This window comes from Nocardia sp. NPDC059228, from assembly GCF_042754245.1.
Taxonomy (GTDB): domain Bacteria; phylum Actinomycetota; class Actinomycetes; order Mycobacteriales; family Mycobacteriaceae; genus Nocardia.
Map to the genome: position 1 here is coordinate 392,447 of NZ_JBHZAL010000003.1, position 20,903 is coordinate 413,349.

Genomic DNA, 20,903 nt, shown 5'->3' on the forward strand with positions numbered 1-20,903 from the left:
ATCTCCCTGAACGGTCAGAGGACTGTTTCGCCGTCGGATTCGGGGGCCTCGGTCCGGCGGCGGAGGACGTGTGGGATGCGGGCCGCCGGTGGGATGACGATGCCGGCGTCGGCGAGCCTGGTCGCTGCTTGTTCGGGGTCGGCGGGGTTGCCGACGGTGGGGCCGTGGCCGATGGGGACTACCGAGTGGACGATGGTGTCGGGGTAGATGTGGACGTAGTTGAAGGCTTGGGCGCCGTCGCGGCCGCGTTGGCCGCCCTCGGCGGCGGCCATGTCCTGGCTGTAGCAGGTGGCCGAAGCTACCGAGACCGGGATGCCGGCGAAGGTGGCGGTGCTCGAAAGGTGCAGGTGCCCAGCCAGAATGGCGCGGACGTCGGTGCCGTCGAGGACGTCGGCGAGGCGGCGCTGGTCGCGTAGTTCGACCAGGACGGCCAGGTCCTGGACGCAGGGGATGGGCGGGTGGTGCATGGCGAGGATGGTGCCGAAGGGGGCGGGTTCGGCGAGAACCTCACGCAGCCAGGCCAATTGGTCGTCAGTGATCTCGCCCCAATGGTGGCCGGGAACAGTGGTGTCGAGGGCGATGACGCGCAGCCCGTCGAACATGTGGACCGCGTCGAACGGTGCGCCGGAAGCCGCGTCGTTCGAAGGCACCGCGTCGAGGAGCTCCTCGCGCAGGGCCGCGCGGTCGTCGTGGTTGCCGGCGACCCACACCACGGGTGCGCCGATCCGTTCGGCCCACGGCTCCACCAGATCCCGCAGTTTGCGGTACGCGCCGGGCTCGCCCTGGTCGGCGAGATCGCCGGTGAAGACGATGGCGGTCGGCGCGATGCGGCTGGCCTCGGCCTGCCCGAGCAGTGTGGTCAGCCGCGCCTCGGCGTCGACCGCACCGTAGAGCTCGGTGTCAGCGGCGATCAGATGGGTGTCGCTGAAATGGAACAGGACATGATCTGCCCTCGGATACTCGGCGACTCGCGAGATGTGCACGGACATCCTCCCCGGCGTTGGTGGTGTGCGCCCTAGGCTTGCCGACCCTGTCGACTGCACTTGCCGAATTCGTCGCCAGAATAGCGAAGCCCGTTTCTCTCAGGTTGCCCGCGCCCAGTGACGGCATGCTTGCGGGAAGGTGAGATTTGGGTGTCGGGCTAATGCCGGAGGCTACCGGCCAGCACCCGCGGATTCGCCTGCTCCTGTGCATGCAGCAGGGTGAAGAAGCGACGCAGCATCAGGGCAGCGGTGGTGGCCAGACCGGCGGTCAGCCCCCACCACACGCCCGCGGCCCCCAGGTGCGCGGGGAGCGCGAGCAGCAGCGCCGTGGGCAATCCCACACCCCAGTACCCGACGAGGGAGAGCCGGAACCCGGCCTTGGTGTCCTTGAGCCCGCGCAGCAGCCCGACCCCGATGTTCTGGGCGGCGTCGAAGAACTGCAGCACGATGGCGATCAGCAGCAGCGTGTGCGCCAGTGCCACCGTGGCCGAATCACTGTCGGCCAGGAACGGCCGCAGCACCCGGTCCGGCGCCAGCACATACACGACCCCCGTGACCCCGGCGACCACTGCCACGCATCGCAGCGCCAGCCACGCCACCGACCGTGCGTGCGCGAACTCGTCCCGCGCCACCGCCTTGCTCACCAGGATCGATGCCCCGTGCGAGAGCCCGATCGCCACCTGGAACACGATGTACACGATCTGATAGACGACATTGTGCGCCGCCAGCGCCGCCGCCCCCAGACTCCCCATCACCAGCGCCAGCACCGAGAACATGCCCGCCTCCGACCCGTAGGTCAGCGCGATCGGCGTCCCCAGCCGCAACTCCTCCCACGCCGTCGCCGCATGCACCGGCCATACCCGAACCGGCAGTGTCGCACCGAGTTTCGAATCCCGCCGCACCATCGCCCAGAACACCCCGAAGGTGATCAGGAAGACCAGCGAGGTCGCCACGCCGACCCCGGTCAGCCCCAGCGCGGGCAGCCCGGCCCAGCCGTGCATGAACGTCAGCGCCAGCACCAGATTCAGCACCACCGACCCCAGTGTCACCAGCAGGAGGGCCTGCGGCCGCTGCATCCCGACGGTGTACTGCCGCAACACCTGAAACCACAGGCACGGCACCAACCCCGGCGCCAGCGCGACCATCATCGGCCGCGCCTCCGCGAGCACCTGTGCATCCTGCCCCACCCATCGCAGCACCCACCCGAGCCCGATGAGCACTGCGCCGCCGAGCAATCCGGCGACGGTCGCGATCAGGAAGCTCGACCGCACCACCTCCCGAACCTCCGCCTCGGCTCCCCGCCCCTGCTTCTCGGCCCGGCTCACCACCGTCGCCACCTGATTACCCGTTCCGGTAATCAACCCCACACACATGGTCCGAATCTGGTTGAACAACACCAGCGCCAGCCCACCCGCGGCCACCTCCCGCACGCCGAGCGTCCCCATCAACGCAATATTCGTGGTGGACACCGCAACCTGAGCCAGCTGGGTCAAAGCGATGGGCGTGGCAAGCGAAGTCAGCGCCCGCCCATCGGATTGCCGGAGCGCCCCGATCATTTCGTGGCAGCCCCGTCCGCGTCGGTGGGCGCCGGATCGGGCACCAGAATGGTGTGGGTGGCCCGCTGCCCGGACGCCGAGCCCCGCATGGCCGCGAGCAGCTGGTCGACCATCGCGCGCTGGTCGACCAGTCGCTGCCGGTGCTTCTCGAGGGCCAGGTGGACGTCGTTGTCATTGCCGCTGGCCAGCAGCTCGCCGATTTCGCGCGGCGGCATGCCGACCTGGCGCAGCAGGTGAATCAGGTTGGCCTGCGGCACCTTCGCGTCGGCGTAGTCCTCCAGCTTCGCGCCGGTGAGTCCCTTCTCGACGGCGAAATTGTCCGGCAACGCACGATGGAGGTGACGACGCACGGTGAGTTCGCCGGGGTCCGGACGGCTGGGCGGTGTGTAGGTCTTCAGCAGCTCCACGACCTTGGTCTCGCGCTCCAGATCGATCAGGTCTCGGTCGCTCATCCAGGTGGCGTCGAAAACGGTGTCCAGGTATTTCTCACCGTCATCATTGATGATGACGACCACGGTGGAGAAGTCCGGGTACTGCTCGAGCCGGGTCAGGGCCGCGTACACCGAACTACCGGAGGAACCGCCGATCAGCAGCCCCGCGGTGGCGGCCAGCGCCCGGGCGGTGGCGAACGCGTCGACATCGGAGACCTTGACCCGATCGCGTTCCTCGATCAGGTGCAGATCCTGGTCCACATGGATGCCGGGGGTGGCGCCGAGCGGCGTTCCGGTGCCCGACTGCCAATAGTCGTGGGCCGGACCGCCGAAGGCGATCGACCCCTCGGGCTCCACGCCGACCAACCGTGGCGCGCATCCGTGGTCGCGCAGCCCGCGAGCCGTACCGAACAGCGAGCCCCCGGTGCCCACCGCGCCGACCAGAATGTCGATCCGCTCGAGGTCCTCGAGCAGTTCCTCGGCCAGCGCGTGGTACCCGACGCCATTGGCGAGGTTGTCGTGCTGAGCGGGAAAGTAGGCGCCGGGCCCCTCCTCCTGCGCCATCTGCGCCGCGCGTTCTTCCCGCGCCGAGGTCGAGAGGCCGTCGTCGCCGTCGTCGGAGACGAATTCGAGCTCGGTTCCCATCGCGCGCATGGCATTCAACTTCGCCGGGCACGCGTGGTGGTCGACCACGGCCGTGAACCGATACCCGCGTTCCCGCGACACCACGGCCAATCCCAAACCCGTATTCCCGGAGGTCGATTCGATGATATGGCCGCCCGGGCGCAACAGCCCGCGCTGTTCCGCGTCCAGCACCATGGCCCGGGCCATTCGAATTTTGGCGGTGCCCGTCGGGTTCATGGTTTCGAGCTTCAGCAGCAGCCGGGTCCCGGTCTCGGGGCTGACGGCCAGCTCGAATAGCGGTGTCCGTCCGATGAGCTCGGACACTCGCCTGACAATAACCGGCATCGAGTACTTCTCCTCGGGAAAGTCGATGGAGCGTGTAGCGGGCGGTGAGCGCGAAACCGTTCAGATCGGGAAACCGTCGGTGTCGAAGGTCCAATCGAATTGTCGTCCATCCGGCGACCTTCGCAAAACTATCTTCGGCGGTATGGGCAAGTCGTGGAATGACGACTCATTGCTGTCCATCTGATAACCGGCCGTATTCGGGTAGATGAGCAGATCGCCCGTGGTCGCCGGGCGGGGGAGTGGGATACGACGCCAGCTCAGCATGTCTTCTTCGAGGCAGGAGGATCCGCCGACGCAGGTCGGGGTAGGGTTTCCCGCACTTCGCGGCCACAGGACGGGATCGGGCAGATATTCACTGTCGAACCATTGTTCGGAGAGGCTGAGGCTGGTGCCGTTCGCGGTGACGATGAGGTACGGGACTTCGTGTGCGGTCCTGACTTTCACGCCCTGGATTCCGAATACGGTGCTACCTGCACTGTCGAGCAGGGCTCGCCCCGGTTCGATTGCCAGTCGAATTCCGTGTCGGCGCAAAAGCTTTGCCAGATCCTGATGTTCCAGAACCGCCGCCAGCATCGCTGGGCCGGGAACCGGGCAGTGGTAGGGATAATAGGAGTCCGGGGCGCGGTCGCGATGGAACCACCGCGGATTGACGCCGCCGAGGAAGGCTTCCCACGCCCGCGCGGGGACGTAATCGACGCCGAACCCGCCGCCGATGGAGATCGTGGTGATGGGATGGCCGAGAGCCCGGGCATTGCAGCAGCGCTCGATTAGCGCCAGGGCCAGCGCGGCGCGCGGTGCGACTTCATAGCCACTGAGGTGAAAACTGAAGCCTTCCAGACGAATCGAGCTCGTGTCGACGAAGGCCAGCGCGAGGTCGACTTCGTCGGACGTCATTCCGAGGCGGCTGTCCGAACCCGGCGGCAGGACCCGCAGGAGAACCCGGCTGGTGATGCCGATTGCGCGCAGGCGTGCGAGCTCATCGAGATCGTCGACGGCGATCAGGGCCCCGGCCCGGGTGGCCAGCTCCAGGAGCTGGTTCGATTTCGCGGGGCCGGTCACCATCAGGTCGCATCCCCGGATGCCTCCGGTCATGGCCGCCTTCAGTTCGCCGACGCTGGCGACATCGATGCCGGAACCGGCTTCGGCGCAGGCGCGGACGACACACGCTGCCTTATTGGCCTTCTTCCCGTAGTAGATCGCACCCGTGACATCGGCGCTGGTGAAGACCCGTTGGAAGGCTTGAATATTCGCGACGATCCGGTCCGGATACATGACGTGGAACGGTCCACCGATCGTTTCGGCCATCTCCCGCAGCAGCTTCGTGTCGGCGAGGAGCTGCTCCTCCCAGTCGGGGCGGTGGGCCGGCATCGGCGCGGCCGTGATGTCGGCTATGCCGGGGGGAACGATCACGGTCTCCACGGACGCGGACATTTTTCCTTTCGGGTGTGGCGGATGGCCATCGGCCATCCCCGCAGTGGACCCCCGACCCCGGTCCGGGGCTGGTGGCAGCGATAGCCAACTGCATGAGAATTTGTGCGAAACGTTGGGCTCAATCGGTTATCGGTTGGATCAATGTCCGAAATAGCTTTTACGGGTGAATTTCTGCCGTGAATCCATCGGATCAAGACGGCTATTCAGCCCCAGGGCGATACTGATTCAATCCCAGAGCGACACTTCGGTGCCCCGCCCCTCGGCGATGGCGCGGTTGGCCAGCGCGTGCGCGACGGCGATATCGGTGAGCACCAGTCCGCTGTTGTAAACGAAAACTCGTTCGTCGTCGGTTGTCCGGCCCGCCGCCCGGCGGTCGAGAATCTGGGGTAGCTCGGCGTCGACCCTGCGTAGTCGACCGTCGGGACCCGCCATATCGGTTCCGGTCAAAGCCATTTGTTCGGCGCTGGTGGCGATTACGCGATCGGCCTCGACGAGGGTGGAGGGCGCCAGGCCATAGCCGACCAGTACCGCGGTCGCCCCGGGTGCCAGATCCTTGGCCTCGATCGCCACCTGAGTGCCGGGCCCGGCGGTGGCGAGAATGATGTCCGCTTCGCGCGCCGCCGCATACGGGTCGCTCACGATATCGAGTTCGGCGTGCGGATGATGGTGCAGCAGTTGCTGATTCACCGCTTCCAATCCTTCCGGGTGGGTGCCGTAGAGCATGAGTCGGTTCAGCTGCGGATTCGCCGCCAGTAGATGGGGTAGCGCATTGCGGCCCTGGGTGCCGGTGCCGATCAGCAGGACGCTGCGCGCTCCCGGCCGGGCGCATTCGCGTACCAGCAGTGCCGAGACCGCGGGTGTGCGCAGGGCGCCGACGCGGGCGCAGTCCATCAGCGCGATCGGGTTCCCGGTGGCATCGTCGTAGAGCGAGATCGTCGTGAAATACCGCTTGTTCGACCTGTCGTGGTGCGGATCGAATTTGTAGCTGGTCTTCATGGCCACCACCCGGCGCCGCCCGTCGCGTCCCAGCATGGCGTAGGCCACCGACCATCCGTCGGGATGGGCGACGCTGAGTTTGCGGGGGTTGTCCGAATCGCCGCCCGCCAGTGCGAGGTACGCGTCTTCGACGGCCCGCACCACCTCGGCCGGGGAGATCGGGACATCGGCCAGGTCGCTGCGGCTGAGTACGCGGAGCGGGGTGGGGCGGCAGTTCACGTGTTCTGTCCTCGGGTCGTGCGGAACGGTGCCACCACGCGCTGACCGTAGCCGTCCTCCCCGGCCTCGGCGTCGCGGCGGCGTTGGGGCAGGCGAATATTGACCCGCTTGAGCCAGCGGTCGGTGCCGTCGTAGCGGGGGGTGAACGGCACCCGCCCGTGCACCACCACGTCATTGTCCACCAGGAGTAGTTCTCCGGGCGCCAAAGCCGCGGCCAGGCACACTCTTTCGAGTTCGCCGCTCAAATGCCGGTAGGCGCCGCGGAATTCGTCGTCGGCACGGTCGAGCGGGGTGTACGCCGGGTCGAAACGCAGTGTGGTCCCGCCCGCGTCGTCGCCGAGGGTGGCGATCGGCGGCGCCGGGGCGTCGCCGAAGGCGCTGCCATAGGAGACGTCCGGCAGGATCGGCAGTCGCGCCGTGCTCAGGATCTTCCGCTGTGCCGCATCGAGTTCCGCGTTCCGGATCGAGGACACGGTGGTCGCGATCCGATCCGGATTGCGCAGGCAGCCGAGCATGAGCAGGTTGGCCCGGTCCGGGTGGAAGGCGTCCTCGGTGTGCGGGCTGAGCAGCGCGGCGCTGCTGGCGCCCGACTGCTCGTGTTCGTGGCCGGGCGTGGGCACGATGTTGTTCACCAGCCGCCCCGCCTGCTGGCCCTCCCAGCCGAAGGGTTCACCGGCGCACCGTGCGAGCAGCAGCATGGCGATATCGAGCTGGAAGGAGCCGGACCGCGGTGTCCGGGTTCCGGCCAGTTCGGTCGCCTGCTGCCAGTTGTACGGCGTCGGGCCGAATTCCTCGTCGTCGACGGGAAGCCGGCTGATGACCGCCACGCCTGCCGCGGTGGCGGGCGGCCGCATGGCCTCGTGCACGGCGTCGGGCAGCCGTCCGTACTTGGCGTCGATGTGGCGCAGCAGGACCGGGTGCGAGAGGGTGGTCGCGATCTCCGGGCAGCGCCCGACTGTGACGGCGATCTCAGCAGCGACGTGGCGCACTGCCCGGGCTGCGGATTCGGGCAGGTCGCGTCGTTCGAGCTGGGCTGGGTGGAGCTGACTACGTTCGGGGAGAACGCTTTTCACCAACGGGAGGGCCTTCCTGGCTGGGCGGTGGCATGGTGATCTTGGCTCGGCGAGAGACGCTATTACCCCCGCAGAATTTTGGCAAGCCTTACCTAAGGGCGTGTCGTAGAAATAGCGGATGGATATGGGATTCCCGTGCGGCGGCCGGTCGAACACGATCGTTACCGGCGACCCGGGCGAACCGTGTTCACGGTGTTCGCCTCCACGCCGATCCATCTGGATGATGAATGGGGTGCGTATCCGAATGGCCGGCCTGCTGGCCCCGCTGACCCGCGCCGGCCTGCTGGGCACGGCCGCCGCGCTGGTATTGCTGACCGGTTGCGGGACAAGCAATCTCACGCCCGTCCCCGACGACATGCCGCCGGGGGCGGGCGCACCGCTGCCGCCGATCGACCTGGATGCGCCGGGGCGCACCGCGATTCAGCTGCGGGACTGGGCGGAGGAACAGCACGGGCCGACCGGCATTCCGGTGCTGGCCCTGGAGGCCTACGGATACGCGGCGGAGGTGATGGCGCGGTCCAAGCCGGAATGCGGGATCGGCTGGACCACGCTGGCGGGCATCGCGAGCGTGGAGAGCCAGCACGGCACGCACCGCGGATCGCACATCGCCGATGACGGGACAGTGTCGCCGCCCATTCGCGGGCTGCCACTGGATGGTTCGCCCGGGCGCGCGCGAATTCCGGATGTGAGCTCCACCGAGGCGAATCCGGTGTACGTCCGGGCGATGGGTCCGTTCCAGTTCATTCCGGAGACCTGGCAGCGCTGGGGTGTGGACGCCAACGGCGACGGCAAGATCGATCCGGACAATATCGACGATGCGGCCCTCACCGCCGCGCGCTACCTCTGCGCCATGGGCGGCGACCTCACCGGCGCACCCGGCTGGCAGCAGGCGCTGCTCACCTACAACCAATCCACCACTTATATGAACACCGTCCGGTACCGCGCCGCCGCCTACAGCGTGGGCCGCAGTGTCTGATTTGCCCTCCGCTTCGTTCCGGGCGGGTTCGCGGCGCTGGAAGTCTCGTTCTTCCCTCCTTCGCTCCTCCGCTTCGCTCCCCCGCTACGTCAGTCCGGAACGAGACGCACCGCGAACCTGGTCTGTGGTCGTAGTAGTCGGGGAGTGTGTATATCTTGCGGGCGCGCCGATGGGGGGATGCGGCGGCGCGATCCCGGCACAGTAGGCTCGTCAGCGCACGGGTTCGCCGTGCGACCTGCCGAGTCAGCAGCCGAAGGAGTGTCGTTTCGTGGCCATCATCGAACAGGTCGGAGCTCGCGAGATCCTGGATTCGCGTGGCAACCCCACTGTCGAGGTCGAGATCGCTCTCGACGACGGCACCCTCACCCGCGCGGCCGTGCCCTCCGGCGCGTCCACCGGTGAGCACGAGGCCGTCGAGCTGCGTGACGGTGGCGACCGCTACCAGGGCAAGGGCGTGCAGAAGGCCGTCGAGGGCGTCCTCGACGAGATCGCCCCGGCCGTGATCGGTCTCGACGCCGTCGAGCAGCGCACCGTCGACCAGACCCTGCTGGATCTGGACGGCACCCCGGACAAGTCGCGTCTGGGCGCCAACGCCCTGCTGGGTGTTTCGCTCGCGGTGGCCCGCGCGGCCGCCGAGTCCTCGGGCCTGGAGCTGTTCCGCTACGTCGGCGGCCCGAACGCCCACGTCCTGCCGGTGCCGATGATGAACATCCTCAACGGTGGCGCGCACGCCGACTCCGGCGTCGACGTCCAGGAGTTCATGATCGCCCCGATCGGCGCGGCCACCTTCAAGGAGTCGCTGCGCTGGGGCGCGGAGGTCTACCACACGCTGAAGTCGGTGCTCAAGTCCCAGGGCCTGTCGACCGGTCTCGGCGACGAGGGCGGTTTCGCGCCGTCGGTCGCGAATACCCGTGCCGCCCTTGACCTGATCGCCTCGGCGATCGAGAAGGCCGGTTTCAAGCTGGGCAGCGAGATCGCGCTCGCGCTCGACGTGGCCGCCACCGAGTTCTACACCACCGGTGAGGGCTACAAGTTCGAGGGCAAGCTGCACACCGCCGCCGAGATGGCCCAGTTCTACGCCGGCCTGCTCGGCAACTACCCGATCGTCTCGATCGAGGACCCGCTGTCCGAGGACGACTGGGACGGCTGGGTCTCCCTGACCGACCAGATCGGCGACAAGGTGCAGCTCGTCGGCGACGACCTGTTCGTCACCAACCCGGATCGCCTGGAAGAGGGCATCGCCAAGGGCGCGGCCAACGCACTCCTGGTGAAGGTCAACCAGATCGGCACCCTGACCGAGACCCTGGACGCGGTCGAGCTGGCCCACCGCAACGGCTACAAGACCATGATGAGCCACCGGTCCGGCGAGACCGAGGACACCACCATCGCCGACCTGGCGGTGGCGGTCGGCTCCGGCCAGATCAAGACCGGCGCCCCGGCCCGTTCGGAGCGTGTCGCCAAGTACAACCAGCTGCTGCGTATCGAGGACGCCCTGGGCGACTCGGCGCGCTACGCCGGTGACGCCGCCTTCCCGCGATTCGCGTTCGAAGGCTGAATAATCGGTAGCTCGAGCCCCGACCCGGACCCCGAGAGTTGGGACTACTACTGAATTTCGAGGTGTGAGATGACGGAGCGACGGGCGCGCGGAACTAGTCCGGCAGGACGAAGTGACCGGCGCCCGTCGCGCTCCGCTCGCGCCAAGAGCGGCTCGGCCGGGAAGCGGAACGAATCCGCCGCCCCGAAATCCGGTGCCGCCGCGAAATCTTCGAGCTCGAGCAGTAGCCGCACGACCTCCGGGAAGCCGGCTCCCAAGCGTCGCACCGCCCCCAGAGCGGCCGCGAAAGCCGAACGGCACGAACGCAAGATCCTCGGCCTGTCCACCGGTCGCGCGGTGCTGCTGGCCGCTGTGCTGGCGGGGCTCGCGCTCACCCTGGCGGTGCCGCTGCGCACCTACTTCGCGCAGCGCTCGGACGCCGCCGACCTGGCCGCACAGCATCGCCAGCTGGAGGAGGAGGTCGTGAGCCTGCGCGATCGCCGTGCGCAGCAACAGGATCCGAACTACATCAAGGCCGAGGCCCGGGACCGCCTGCGGCTGGTGATGCCGGGGGACACGCCCTACATCGTGCAGATCCCCGAGATCGAGCAGCCGGCCATCCCGACCCAGCCCGTCAAACCCCGGGAGCCCGACCCCTGGTACACGCAGCTGTGGCACAGCGTTTCCTCGCCGCAGCCCGTCGCCGCCCCGGCTCCCACCCCGCCACCCGCACCGGCGCCCCCGCCGCGCGCCCCCACCGAGGAAGGACAACCCAGGTGACCGCAGCCGAGAACGTCCCCGGCGAGCGCGATCTCGCGATCGTCGCCGAGCAACTGGGCCGGGCTCCGCGCGGCGTGCTCGCCATCGCCTACCGCACTCCGGACGGCCTGCCCGCGGTGGTCAAGACCGCGCCCAAGCTCCCGGACGGCACCCCCTTCCCAACCCTGTACTACCTGACGGACCCGCGCCTGACCGCCGAGGCGAGCCGTCTGGAGACCACCGGGCTGATGCGCGACATGTCCGAACGCCTCACCCGCGACCCGGAACTCGCCGCCGCCTACCGCGCCGCGTACGACAGCTACCTGTCCGAGCGCAATGCCATCGAGGACCTCGGTACCGACTTCGCGGGCGGCGGCATGCCCGACCGGGTCAAGTGCCTGCACGTTCTCATCGCCCACTCCCTGGCCAAGGGCCCGGGCCTCAACCCCCTCGGCGACGAGGCCGTCGCCCTGGCCGCTGACCACGGCCTGCGCGGCACCGCCATTCCGGCCGACTGGCCGAAATACGAGGAGTACCGCACCGATTCGGCGACCGCCGGCGAATGAGCCGGCCGCGCCCGGATGAACAACCGGCCGGCACCGGTCCGGCGGGCGCGCACCGATGCGGAGCAGGGCGCGAGCCCAGTCGCTCTCGCGAGGTTCGATCGACCGCGCCGGCAGCGGATGGGTAGGCTGCCGAGGGCGTGGAGTCGGCCGCCGGGTGCCGGGCCGGAGTCGGCCGCGCCGCCGCGCGGGCGGGGCGGCCTGCTCGGCGAGATGTGTTCAGAACCAGTCGAATTCAGAGGTCAGGGATGAGCAACGCAGAGTTCGCGCGGAGTGCGGCCCCCGGTGCGGAAGCGCACGAGCGGATCGCGGGCGTCGACTGTGGGACCAACTCGATCCGGCTCTTGATCGCCGATGTCGCGCGCGACGCCGACGGTAAGCCGCATCTGACCGATGTGCATCGGGAGATGCGGATCGTGCGACTGGGCCAGGGCGTGGACGCCACGGGTGCGCTGAATCCCGAAGCGATCGAACGCACCCGGGTGGCGCTGGGCGACTATGTCGACCTCATGCTGAAGCACGGTGTGACGCGGGTGCGGATGGTGGCCACCTCCGCCACGCGCGATGCCGCCCACCGCGAGGACTTCTTCACCATGACCGGCGTCGAGCTGGGCCGGGTGGTGCCGGGGGCCCAGGCCGAGGTCATCAGCGGCGACGAGGAGGCGCGGCTGTCCTTCGCCGGTGCCGTCGGCGAACTGTCCAGCGCCGCAGGACCTTTCGTAGTGGTGGATCTCGGCGGCGGGTCGACCGAGGTGGTGCTGGGCGACGCGTCCGGCGTGCACGCGGCGTACTCGGCCGATATCGGCTGCGTGCGCATCACCGAGCGCTGCCTGCACGGCAATCCGCCCACCCGCGAGGAGGTCGCCTCGGCGCGCTTCTTCGCCTCGGAGCGGCTGGCGCAGGCGTTCGGTGTGGTGCCGGTGGAGCGGGCGCACACCTGGGTGGGTGTGGCCGGGACCATGACCACGATCGCCGCGGTGTCACTGGATCTGCCCGAATACGATTCGGACCGTGTGCATCTCACCCGCCTGCCGCTGGCCGACCTGCGCAAGGTGTGCGATCGGCTGATCGGCATGAACCACGACGAGCGGGCCGCGCTCGGGCCCATGCATCCGGGCCGGGTGGACGTGATCGGTGGTGGCGCGGTAATAGCCGAAGTGCTTGCCGATGAGCTGGCGCGGCGTGCCGGGATTCGCGAGCTGATTGTCAGCGAACATGACATCCTGGATGGCATCGCACTGTCCATTGCCTGATCAGGTCACTTATCAAGTGGCCGCGGGACATCTGCCCCTCACCCCCGCGCATCCTGAACATTCCCTTGGCAATTGTGACGCAGGTTAACATCTGAGGTTGCTGTCGGATTGCCTTTTATGGGAGGGTCGCCGGTATGTCAGGAGTAGCTCACGACGCGAAACCGGCCACTGAACGGACCCTGTTCGGCCACCCCATCGGTATCGCGAATCTGTTCGGCGTCGAATTGTGGGAACGGTTCTCGTTCTACGGAATGCTCACGATTCTCGGCTACTACCTGTACTACACGGCCACCGACGGCGGCCTCGGCATGGCCAAGTCCACCGCCACCGGCATCGTCGGCGCCTACGGCGGTCTGGTCTATCTGTCGACCGTGCTCGGCGCGTGGATCGCGGACCGGCTGCTCGGCTCGGAGCGCACCGTCTTCTACGGCGGCGTCGTCGTCATGGCCGGCCACATCGCGCTGGCCATCCTCCCCGGCCTGACCGGTGTCGGCGTCGGCCTGGTGCTGGTCGCGCTGGGATCGGGTGGCTTGAAAGCGAATGCCTCCTCGTTGCTGGGCACCCTCTACGAGAAGGACGATCCGCGCGCGGACGGCGGCTTCACCCTGTTCTATCTGGGTATCAACCTGGGCGCCTTCGCCGGTCCGCTGATCACCGGCCTGCTGCAGGATCACGTGGGCTTCCACTACGGCTTCGGCGCCGCCGCCATCGGTATGGCGATCGGCCTCACCCAGTACGTCATCTTCCGCAAGAACCTGGGCGAGCACGGCCGCGATGTGCCGAACCCGTTGCCGCGCACCGCGATTCCCAAGGTTGTGACGGCCTTCGCCGCGATCCTCGTGGTGGTCGCCTTCGCCTGGGCCACCAGGCTGGTGACCCTGTCCAACCTGCCCGACACCACCACCTTCGTGATCGTCGTGGCCTCGATCGCCTACTTCGCCATCATGCTCACCAGCGAAAAGGTGACCCCGATCGAGCGCACCCGGGTGCGCGCCTACATGCCGCTGTTCATCGCGAACGCGGTGTTCTGGTCGCTGTTCCAGCAGATCTTCACCGTGCTGGCGGTGTACTCCGACGAGCGCATGAACTGGTCCATCTTCGGCTGGACCGCGCCGTCGAGCTGGATCGGTTCCATGGAGCCGGTGTGGATCATCGCGCTGTCGCCGCTGTTCGCGATCATGTGGACCCGCCTGGGCATGCGCTCCCCGAGCACCCCGCGCAAGTTCTCGCTGGGCGTGATCGGGATGGGCGCGGCCTTCCTGCTGTTCACCCTGTTCGCGGGCAGCCACGGCAAGTCGGTGTCGTTCGTGATCGTGTTCTTCATCCTGGGCGCGTTCGCGGTCTCGGAGCTCATGCTCTCGCCGATCGGTCTGTCGGTCACGACGAAGTTGGCCCCCAACGCTTTTCGCGCTCAGATGATGGCCCTGTACTTCTTCTCGGTCGGCATCGGCACCTCGATGTCGGGCGTGCTGTCCAAGTTCTACGACCCGTCCCACGAACTGGTGTACTTCGGCATCACCGGCCTGGTGGCCATGGCCGTCGGCGCGATGGTCTGGGCCGTCGCGCCCTGGATCAGCCGCCACATGGAGGGCGTGCACTAACTCCCGTCGTCACATGCCCGGCATGGCCAGGAATTCGTAGATGTCGATGGTGCCGCCCCATTCGGTGTGCGGGTGGCCCTTCAGCACCTCCTGAAGGGCTTCGCTGGAGTCGGCCTGCAGGATGGAGAAGCCGCCGATCCCGCCGTCGGCATTGAGGGATCCGGGTCCCAGCGGCGACCCGAGATCGACGATCGCCGACCCCGCCCGACCGGCCCAGTCCATCCAGGCCTTCATGCCCGCCGCCTGGGCTTCCGGGGTGGTCTGGGCCATCCGCTCGCGAGCGGACTGATCCGACTTGTAGATCACCAGGAATTTGGTCATTGGTGACTCCTGACTGTATCCCGGTCGAATCCGGCTGACCGGGCCTTTTCCGACTGGTTCGCCAATCGTATGCCGACGCTCCGGCCGGTGGTGGGGAATGGGTGGCCGAACGCGTCCGTCGACGCGTGCCGGGAGACCGGTCGCGAGTACTTAAGTACGACAGATTCCCGGTCACGCGGATCTTCATAACGTGGTGTTCATCAAGTTCGAACCCGCGATCCGAGCCAAAGGGATTCCCATGTTCTTCACCACCCCCACCGACGGCACCACGCTCGCCTACGAGGACTACGGCACCGGACCGGCCATCGTGTTCGTCGCCGGGGCCATGCTCGCTTCCGATATGTGGGAATACCAGATCCCCTTCTTCGCCGACCTCGGCTACCGCTGCATCTCGCTGGACCGCCGCGGCCACGGTCGCTCCGACCGGCCGCGCGGCGGCTACGACCTCGACACCACCGTCGACGACCTGGCGGCCCTGCTCGACCACCTGGACCTGACCGAGGCCACCCTGGTCGGGCATTCCACCGGCGGCGTGGAGATCGCCCGCTACCTGGCCCGGCACGGCGAATCCCGGGTGGCGCGAGTGGCTTTCGTCAGCTCGATGCTGCCGTTCCTGAAGCTCACCGACGACAACCCGGGCGGGGCTCCGGTGGCGGTGCTCGAGGACATGCTGCACCGCATCCGCGCCGACCGGCCCAAGTGGCTGGCCCGGCAGTCGCAGCTGTACTTCGCCGAGCAGTTCGGCACCGAGGTGTCGCCCGAGCAGTCGGACCTCACCTACCGGCAGTGCCTGTCGACCGCGCCGTGGGCGACGCTGAAGATCCAGGAGGCGGTCTTCCACGCCGACAGCCGGGAAGCGGTGCGCGGCATCACTGTTCCGGCGCTGATCGTGCACGGCGACGCCGACTTCTCGGCGCCGATCGACATGACCGGCCGCCGCACCGCCGAGCTGCTGCCCGGTGCGACCTACCGCGAGTACCCGGCCGCCGGGCACGGGCTCTATGTCACCCATGCCGAGCAGCTCAACAACGACCTGCTCGAGTTCATCAAGGCATGACCCGGCAGGCACGATGATCAATGAAGTTGTGCGGCAATATCCTTCAGCTCGCCCCGCGAGGTGACGCCGAGCTTCGGGTACGCCTTGTAGAGGTGGTAGCCGACGGTGCGGTGGCTCAGGAACAGCTGCGCGGCGATGTCGCGGTTGGACAGGCCCTGCGCGGCGAGGCGGACGATCTGCAATTCCTGCGGGGTCAGGCCGGTCGCGGTACGGCGCGACGGACCCGGATCGGAATCCGGTGCGCCGGCCGCGGTGAGCTCGTGGCGGGCGCGCCTGGCCCACGGGTCCAGTTCCAGCCGTTCGAAGACCTCGAGGGCGGCGTGCAATCGGGTGCGCGCCTCGGCCTTGCGGCGGGCGCGGCGCAGCCATTCGCCGTAAAGCAGAGCGGTACGGGCGAATTCGATGGGACGGGCCTCACGGTCGTGCAGCTCGAGCGCCTTCGCGTACAGGTCTTCGGCATTCTCGTCGTCCAGCAGCGCGCGGCAGCGCAGCACCAGGGCATCGGCCCAGCCCTGTCCCACCGACTCCGCCCAGCCGGCGAAGTTCGTGAAAGGCGCCGCGGCGCGCTCCGGAGCCCCGATCCGCACGGCGGCCTCGACCAGATCCGGCACCGCCCGGGTGGCGCAAATATGGTGATCGAACGGCGATTTCGTCAAACGCTCGAAGCGCGACAGCGCCGATTCCGCTCGCCCGGCCCCGAGGTCGAGTAGTCCCAGCGACCAGTGCGCCCACGGTGCGCCCGGCGCGATCGCTCCCGGCGTATCCCCGGTGAGGCCTAGCTCGGCCTGCGCCCGGCACTCGTCCTCATCGCCGCGCAGTGCGTCCAGATGCGCCAGCACACTGCTGAGTTGGCGCACCCACTGCTGCTGACCGGTGTCACGGGCGAGGTCGCGGGCCTCGACCGTCGCGGTGCGCGCATCGCGCAGGCGGCCGGTGAAGATATCGGCCTCGGAGGCAAAGAACAGGACGGTCGGCAGCCGCCCGGCGGCACCGGCGGCACGATGCTTACCCTCCAGGGACATGGCCAGATCGAAGGCGGGCCCGTCCTGGCCGCGCGCGAGCGCGATGCCGCAGAGGATCGACAGCACCTGGTCGGAAACCTCTCCCCGGGAACGGATTTCGCCGAGAATGTCCGTCAGCGCCAGGGGCCGGCCCGGGCCACGCTCGAACAGCCGGCCGATGAACCGCGTCACCGGGGTCACCGGCAGCGCATCCGGCAACCGCAGGTCCGCAAGGTGGTCGAGGACCTCCCGCAAATCGGCCTCGCCCAGATACCACCCGGTGTGTATGGCTTGCACCAGCATGTCCGCCGCCTGTGCGGGTTCGGTGGCCGCGATACTCGTCGCCGCGTCGATCAGTAGCCGGTGCGCGTCCGGAAACTTGCCCTGCCAGAAGAGGGCCAGCGCCCGCACCTGGGAAAGACTGGCGCGCAACGATTCCGAGCTCACCTCGTGGGCCGTGCGCCGGGCCAGCTCGGCTGCCCGCTCCAGATCCCCCGACTCCAGCGCCGCCTGGGCGGCCAGCGTCTGACGTCGCCTCCGATCCTCCGGCCGATCGCTGAGCCGGGCCGCCCGATCGTAGGCGGCGGCCGCCGCCTTGTGCCCGCCGCGTTCGCGCGCGCGAACAGCGCTGCGCTCCAAGGCATCCGCCACCTCGGCATCGGGACCGAGGGCGGCCGCCGCGCGATGCCAGGCCCGCCGATCCGCCTGCTCGGGCGCATCCAGCGCCTCGGCCAGGGCGCGGTGCACCGCCAATCGCTGTCCCAGCGGGGCACGTTGGTACACCGACGCGCGAATCAGCGGGTGGCGGAACATGATCGACAGGTCGGCTCCGGTCCCGCGCTGCAACAGTCCGGCTGCCTCGGCGGGCGCGAGATCATCGATGCCCGCTCCCAGGCTCGCCGCCGCGCGCAGCACGACGGCGGGCTCAGTGGATTCATCGGTGGCCAGCACCGTGAGCAGGGTCTGGGTCGGCTCCGGCAGCCGACTGATCCGGCCGTGGAAGGCCAGCCGCAGCCGATCGGTCAGGGGCAGCGCGCCCGTAGCGAGATCCGGCGTCGATTCGGCGGCCATCGCCAGCGGCAGCTCGCGCAGGGCCAGCGGATTGCCGCGCGCCTCGGCCAGCAGCCGGTAGCGCACGGCCGGGGTGAGCGCATGCTCATCCAGCAGGGCCGCCGCCGCCTCGTGGGACAGACCGGTCAATCGCTGCTCCGGCAGTCCCGCCGCCTCGAACGATCCCTCGCCCTCACGGACGCCGAACAGCATGGCCACGCCCTCGGCCTGCAGCCGCCGGGCCGCGAACAGCAGCGCGTCCTGCGAGGCCCGGTCCAGCCACTGCGCGTCGTCGACCACGACCAGCAGCCCGGCGCCGTCGGCATAATCCGTGAGCAGCGACAACACCGCCAGGCCGGTGAGCATGGGCTCGCGCCCGCCGGGACCGAGACCGAGTGCGCCCGCCAGCGCCGCCCGCTGCGGTTCCGGCAGGCCGGGCAGCCGGTCCAGGGCGGGGCGCAGCAGCAATTGCAGTCCGGCGAAGGGCAATTCGGCCTCGACCTCGACGCCGGTGCCGCGCAGCACCCGCACGGCGTCCGCCCGCGCGGCGGCGTATCCGAGCAGTGCCGTCTTGCCGATCCCGGGTTCACCGCGCAGCACCAGCGCCGCGCTGTGCCCGTCGCGCGCACCCTCGATCAGGGTGTCGAGCGTCCGCTGTTCGCGCTCGCGTCCACGCAGCTGCGGAATGTGTTCGGCCACGGTCGTTCTCACACCCTCCCGCCCCGCACCGCACCATCGCGGCGGGGCATCCCCTCCATCATGGCGGGTTCCGGATCCGGGACCGATCCGAGCTCCCGTGCCCTCAAACGTGACCTGCCTCACTCGGCAAGTTTGCCGAGTTCGATAAGTGCTGGTGACAGCACACTTTCAGCATGCTATGGGTCTGCGGTTCACCCGATAATCGGATGAATTCTGTCGGACCCCGCCGGAATACTGACCGGAGACCGATGAGTTGAGCGATCTGTCCCCGTCTGCATGGATATGGCCCCCCGGACGGCACTGTCGCCGATTCCACGTCATCCCCTCGAATACGAACACCCCCGGAGGTTTTCCGATGCCCGATCTATCCGCTAGCTCGACCAAGCAGCGGACGCCAACGGTCATCCGGTTGCTGGTGCTCGCGACCTTCACGGTGATCTTGAACGAGACCATCATGATCAATGCGATTCCGCGGCTCATGACGGATCTTCACGTGACCGAGCGGTCCGCGCAGTGGGTGTCCACGGCGTTCATGCTCACCATGGCGGCGGTCATTCCGGTGACCGGCTGGTTCCTGCAGCGCGTCAGCACCCGGCGCGCGTACTCCCTCGCGATGGGTGTCTTCCTCCTCGGTACCGCGGTGGCCGCGATCGCGCCGTCGTTCGCGGTGCTGCTGATCGGCCGGGTCGTCCAGGCCGGCGGCACCGCGGTCATGATGCCGCTGCTCATGACCACCCTGATGACGGTCGTCCCCGAGCACGACCGCGGCCGCGTGATGGGCAATGTCACCCTGGCCATCTCGGTCGCCCCGGCCATGGGCCCGGTCATCTCCGGCCTGGTGCTCCAGATCGGTTCGTGGCGATGGCTGTTCGCGCTGGTGCTGCCCATCGCCGCGGCGGTGACCTGGTTCGGGCTGCGCAAGCTGGAGAACGTCGGTGAGCCGCAAGCGGGTTCGATCGACTGGTTCAGCGTGGCGTTCGCGGCCCTCGGCTTCGGCGGGCTGGTGTACGGCCTGAGCAAGTTCGGCGCGGGCAGCGCGCTCACTCCGGCGCTGATCGTCGCCGGCGGTGTGGCCCTGGTCGCCATCTTCGTCTTCCGTCAGGTGTACCTGCAGCGCAACGGCAGCCCGCTGATGGATCTGCGAATCCTGTTGGCCGGCGCCTACGCCAAGGCACTGGTCCTGATGGCCGTGGCCTTCCTGGCCATGATGGGCTCGATGATCCTGCTGCCGCTGTACCTGCAGAACCTGCGCGGCCTGAGCCCACTGCAGACCGGTCTGCTGGTCATGCCCGGCGGTCTGGCCATGGGTCTGCTCGGTCCGACCGTGGGCCGGCTGTTCGACCGGTTCGGCGGCCGGGTCCTGGTGATTCCGGGCGCGATCGGCATCACCGCCGCCCTCGTCGGCTTCACGCAGCTCTCGCTGACCACGCCGTATCCCGCGCTGGTGGCGCTGCACATCCTGCTGATGGTGTCGCTGGCCGCCGCCTTCACGCCGGTGTTCACGCTGGGTCTGGGCGCGCTGCCGATGCACCTGTACTCGCACGGCAGCTCCATGCTGGGCACGTTGCAGCAGGTGGCCGCCGCCTTCGGTACCGCGCTGGTGGTGACGGTCATGACGTCGCGGGCCACCCATCTGACCGATGGTGGCGCCAACCCGCTCGACGCCCACCTGTCCGGCATGCGGCTGGCGTTCGCGGTCTCCGCGGCGCTGGCGCTGATCGTCATCGTGATGGCGGTGCTGCTGCCCAATCGCGCCGAATCGCCGGAGCCGGTCGAGGATTCGCCCGAGGCCCTGGACGCGTCCGGCGTCGCACTGGTCAAGGACTGACTCTCCGAGCGTGAAAGCGCCCGTGGCCCGACGCCACGGGCGCTTTCCCGTATCGAGGGTCCGGCAGCCTGTATAGATAAGCGTTCTTTATCGCTGAGTGTGTGAGCTGCCCCTTGGTCGGGCTCGGGAATTCCAGTGAACTGAATGGCATGAGCAGCACAGACGAGACCCGGACGGTGATCGAGAACTACATTCGCGCCCTGCAGGGCGGCGAGGCGGTCGAGCGGCGCGGCGAGTTCTTCGCGCCCGATGCCACCTGGACGCTGGCCGGGGACCTGCCGACCTCGGGCACCTGGGTCGGACCGGATCAGATCTTCCACGGCTTCCTGCCCGCCATGCTGGCGCGCTTCGACACCACCAAACCCATGAGCCAGGAGGTGCGTGGCGTGATCGCCGATGGGGACCGCGCCGTGGCAGAGTGGACCACCCGCGCGACCACCGCGGCGGGCGCGGAGTATGTCAACGATGTCGTCATCGCCTTCCGCGTCGTCGACGGCCGAATCGCGGAAGCCCGGGAATATTTCGACACCGCGTACGCGAATCGCGTGCTGTTCGCCGGTAATTGACGTGCTGTTCGCTGGCAATCGAGAACGTACCCACTGA

16 protein-coding genes and 1 pseudogene are annotated in these 20,903 nt (G+C 68.4%); 9 read left to right on the top strand and 8 right to left on the bottom strand.

Annotation, left to right across the window (positions count from 1 at the left end; translation table 11 throughout):
* Positions 1 to 14: 14 nt before the first annotated feature.
* The 6 genes and pseudogenes from ACFXKA_RS07975 to ACFXKA_RS08000 all read right to left on the bottom strand — a co-directional run bounded on the left by ACFXKA_RS07975 (position 15) and on the right by ACFXKA_RS08000 (position 7,658).
* Positions 15 to 983 (bottom strand): phosphodiesterase, encoded by a 969-nt coding sequence (locus ACFXKA_RS07975; protein WP_379426578.1) that lies wholly within the window; start codon positions 981 to 983, stop codon positions 15 to 17.
* Positions 984 to 1,141: 158 nt separating this feature from the next.
* Complete coding sequence (locus ACFXKA_RS07980) at positions 1,142 to 2,539, bottom strand: MATE family efflux transporter (RefSeq protein ID WP_379426579.1); 1,398 nt, start codon at positions 2,537 to 2,539, stop codon at positions 1,142 to 1,144.
* 350 nt (positions 2,540 to 2,889) lie between these two features.
* Positions 2,890 to 3,939, bottom strand: a pseudogene (locus tag ACFXKA_RS07985) (cysteine synthase family protein); the annotation flags it as partial.
* A gap of 60 nt (positions 3,940 to 3,999) precedes the next feature.
* A complete protein-coding gene (locus tag ACFXKA_RS07990; RefSeq protein WP_379426580.1) occupies positions 4,000 to 5,358 on the bottom strand; it encodes an alanine racemase in 1,359 nt (452 codons plus the stop codon).
* 237 nt (positions 5,359 to 5,595) lie between these two features.
* Positions 5,596 to 6,585: an ornithine cyclodeaminase family protein gene (locus tag ACFXKA_RS07995; RefSeq protein WP_354833205.1), complete on the bottom strand. Its 990-nt coding sequence runs from the start codon at positions 6,583 to 6,585 to the stop codon at positions 5,596 to 5,598.
* Positions 6,582 to 7,658 (bottom strand): TauD/TfdA family dioxygenase, encoded by a 1,077-nt coding sequence (locus ACFXKA_RS08000; protein WP_379426581.1) that lies wholly within the window; start codon positions 7,656 to 7,658, stop codon positions 6,582 to 6,584. Before ACFXKA_RS08000 ends, ACFXKA_RS07995 begins: the two co-directional genes overlap by 4 nt.
* A 223-nt stretch (positions 7,659 to 7,881) precedes the next feature.
* Between ACFXKA_RS08000 and ACFXKA_RS08005 the strand changes: the two genes are divergently transcribed.
* From ACFXKA_RS08005 to ACFXKA_RS08030, 6 genes are all read left to right on the top strand, one after another.
* Entirely contained in the window at positions 7,882 to 8,634 is a 753-nt protein-coding gene (locus ACFXKA_RS08005; RefSeq protein WP_379426630.1) for a lytic transglycosylase domain-containing protein, read from the top strand.
* Between the two features lie 268 nt (positions 8,635 to 8,902).
* A complete protein-coding gene (gene eno, locus ACFXKA_RS08010; protein WP_354833209.1) occupies positions 8,903 to 10,189 on the top strand; it encodes a phosphopyruvate hydratase in 1,287 nt (428 codons plus the stop codon).
* Between the two features lie 69 nt (positions 10,190 to 10,258).
* Positions 10,259 to 10,948 carry a septum formation initiator family protein gene (locus ACFXKA_RS08015; protein ID WP_379426582.1) on the top strand — a complete coding sequence of 230 codons (690 nt, stop codon included), beginning with the start codon at positions 10,259 to 10,261 and terminating at the stop codon, positions 10,946 to 10,948.
* Complete coding sequence (locus ACFXKA_RS08020; RefSeq protein ID WP_379426583.1) at positions 10,945 to 11,493, top strand: DUF501 domain-containing protein; 549 nt, start codon at positions 10,945 to 10,947, stop codon at positions 11,491 to 11,493. Before ACFXKA_RS08015 ends, ACFXKA_RS08020 begins: the two co-directional genes overlap by 4 nt.
* 245 nt (positions 11,494 to 11,738) lie before the next feature.
* Entirely contained in the window at positions 11,739 to 12,743 is a 1,005-nt protein-coding gene (locus tag ACFXKA_RS08025) for an exopolyphosphatase (RefSeq protein WP_379426584.1), read from the top strand.
* A gap of 134 nt (positions 12,744 to 12,877) precedes the next feature.
* Positions 12,878 to 14,344 (top strand): peptide MFS transporter, encoded by a 1,467-nt coding sequence (locus ACFXKA_RS08030; RefSeq protein WP_379426585.1) that lies wholly within the window; start codon positions 12,878 to 12,880, stop codon positions 14,342 to 14,344.
* Positions 14,345 to 14,353: 9 nt separating this feature from the next.
* Here the strand turns inward: ACFXKA_RS08030 and ACFXKA_RS08035 are convergent, their stop codons facing one another.
* Entirely contained in the window at positions 14,354 to 14,665 is a 312-nt protein-coding gene (locus ACFXKA_RS08035) for a hypothetical protein (protein ID WP_364625100.1), read from the bottom strand.
* A gap of 190 nt (positions 14,666 to 14,855) precedes the next feature.
* Here ACFXKA_RS08035 and ACFXKA_RS08040 point away from each other — a divergent pair, with 190 nt between their 5' ends.
* Positions 14,856 to 15,722 carry an alpha/beta hydrolase gene (locus tag ACFXKA_RS08040; protein ID WP_354833221.1) on the top strand — a complete coding sequence of 289 codons (867 nt, stop codon included), beginning with the start codon at positions 14,856 to 14,858 and terminating at the stop codon, positions 15,720 to 15,722.
* A 17-nt stretch (positions 15,723 to 15,739) separates the two neighbouring features.
* Here ACFXKA_RS08040 and ACFXKA_RS08045 read toward each other — a convergent pair whose 3' ends face one another.
* Positions 15,740 to 18,484, bottom strand: a complete 2,745-nt coding sequence (locus tag ACFXKA_RS08045) for a helix-turn-helix transcriptional regulator (RefSeq protein WP_379426586.1) — start codon at positions 18,482 to 18,484, stop codon at positions 15,740 to 15,742.
* 343 nt (positions 18,485 to 18,827) lie between these two features.
* Between ACFXKA_RS08045 and ACFXKA_RS08050 the strand changes: the two genes are divergently transcribed.
* Positions 18,828 to 20,300: an MDR family MFS transporter gene (locus ACFXKA_RS08050; protein ID WP_354833225.1), complete on the top strand. Its 1,473-nt coding sequence runs from the start codon at positions 18,828 to 18,830 to the stop codon at positions 20,298 to 20,300.
* 149 nt (positions 20,301 to 20,449) lie between these two features.
* A complete protein-coding gene (locus tag ACFXKA_RS08055; protein ID WP_379426587.1) occupies positions 20,450 to 20,866 on the top strand; it encodes a nuclear transport factor 2 family protein in 417 nt (138 codons plus the stop codon).
* Positions 20,867 to 20,903: the final 37 nt, after the last annotated feature.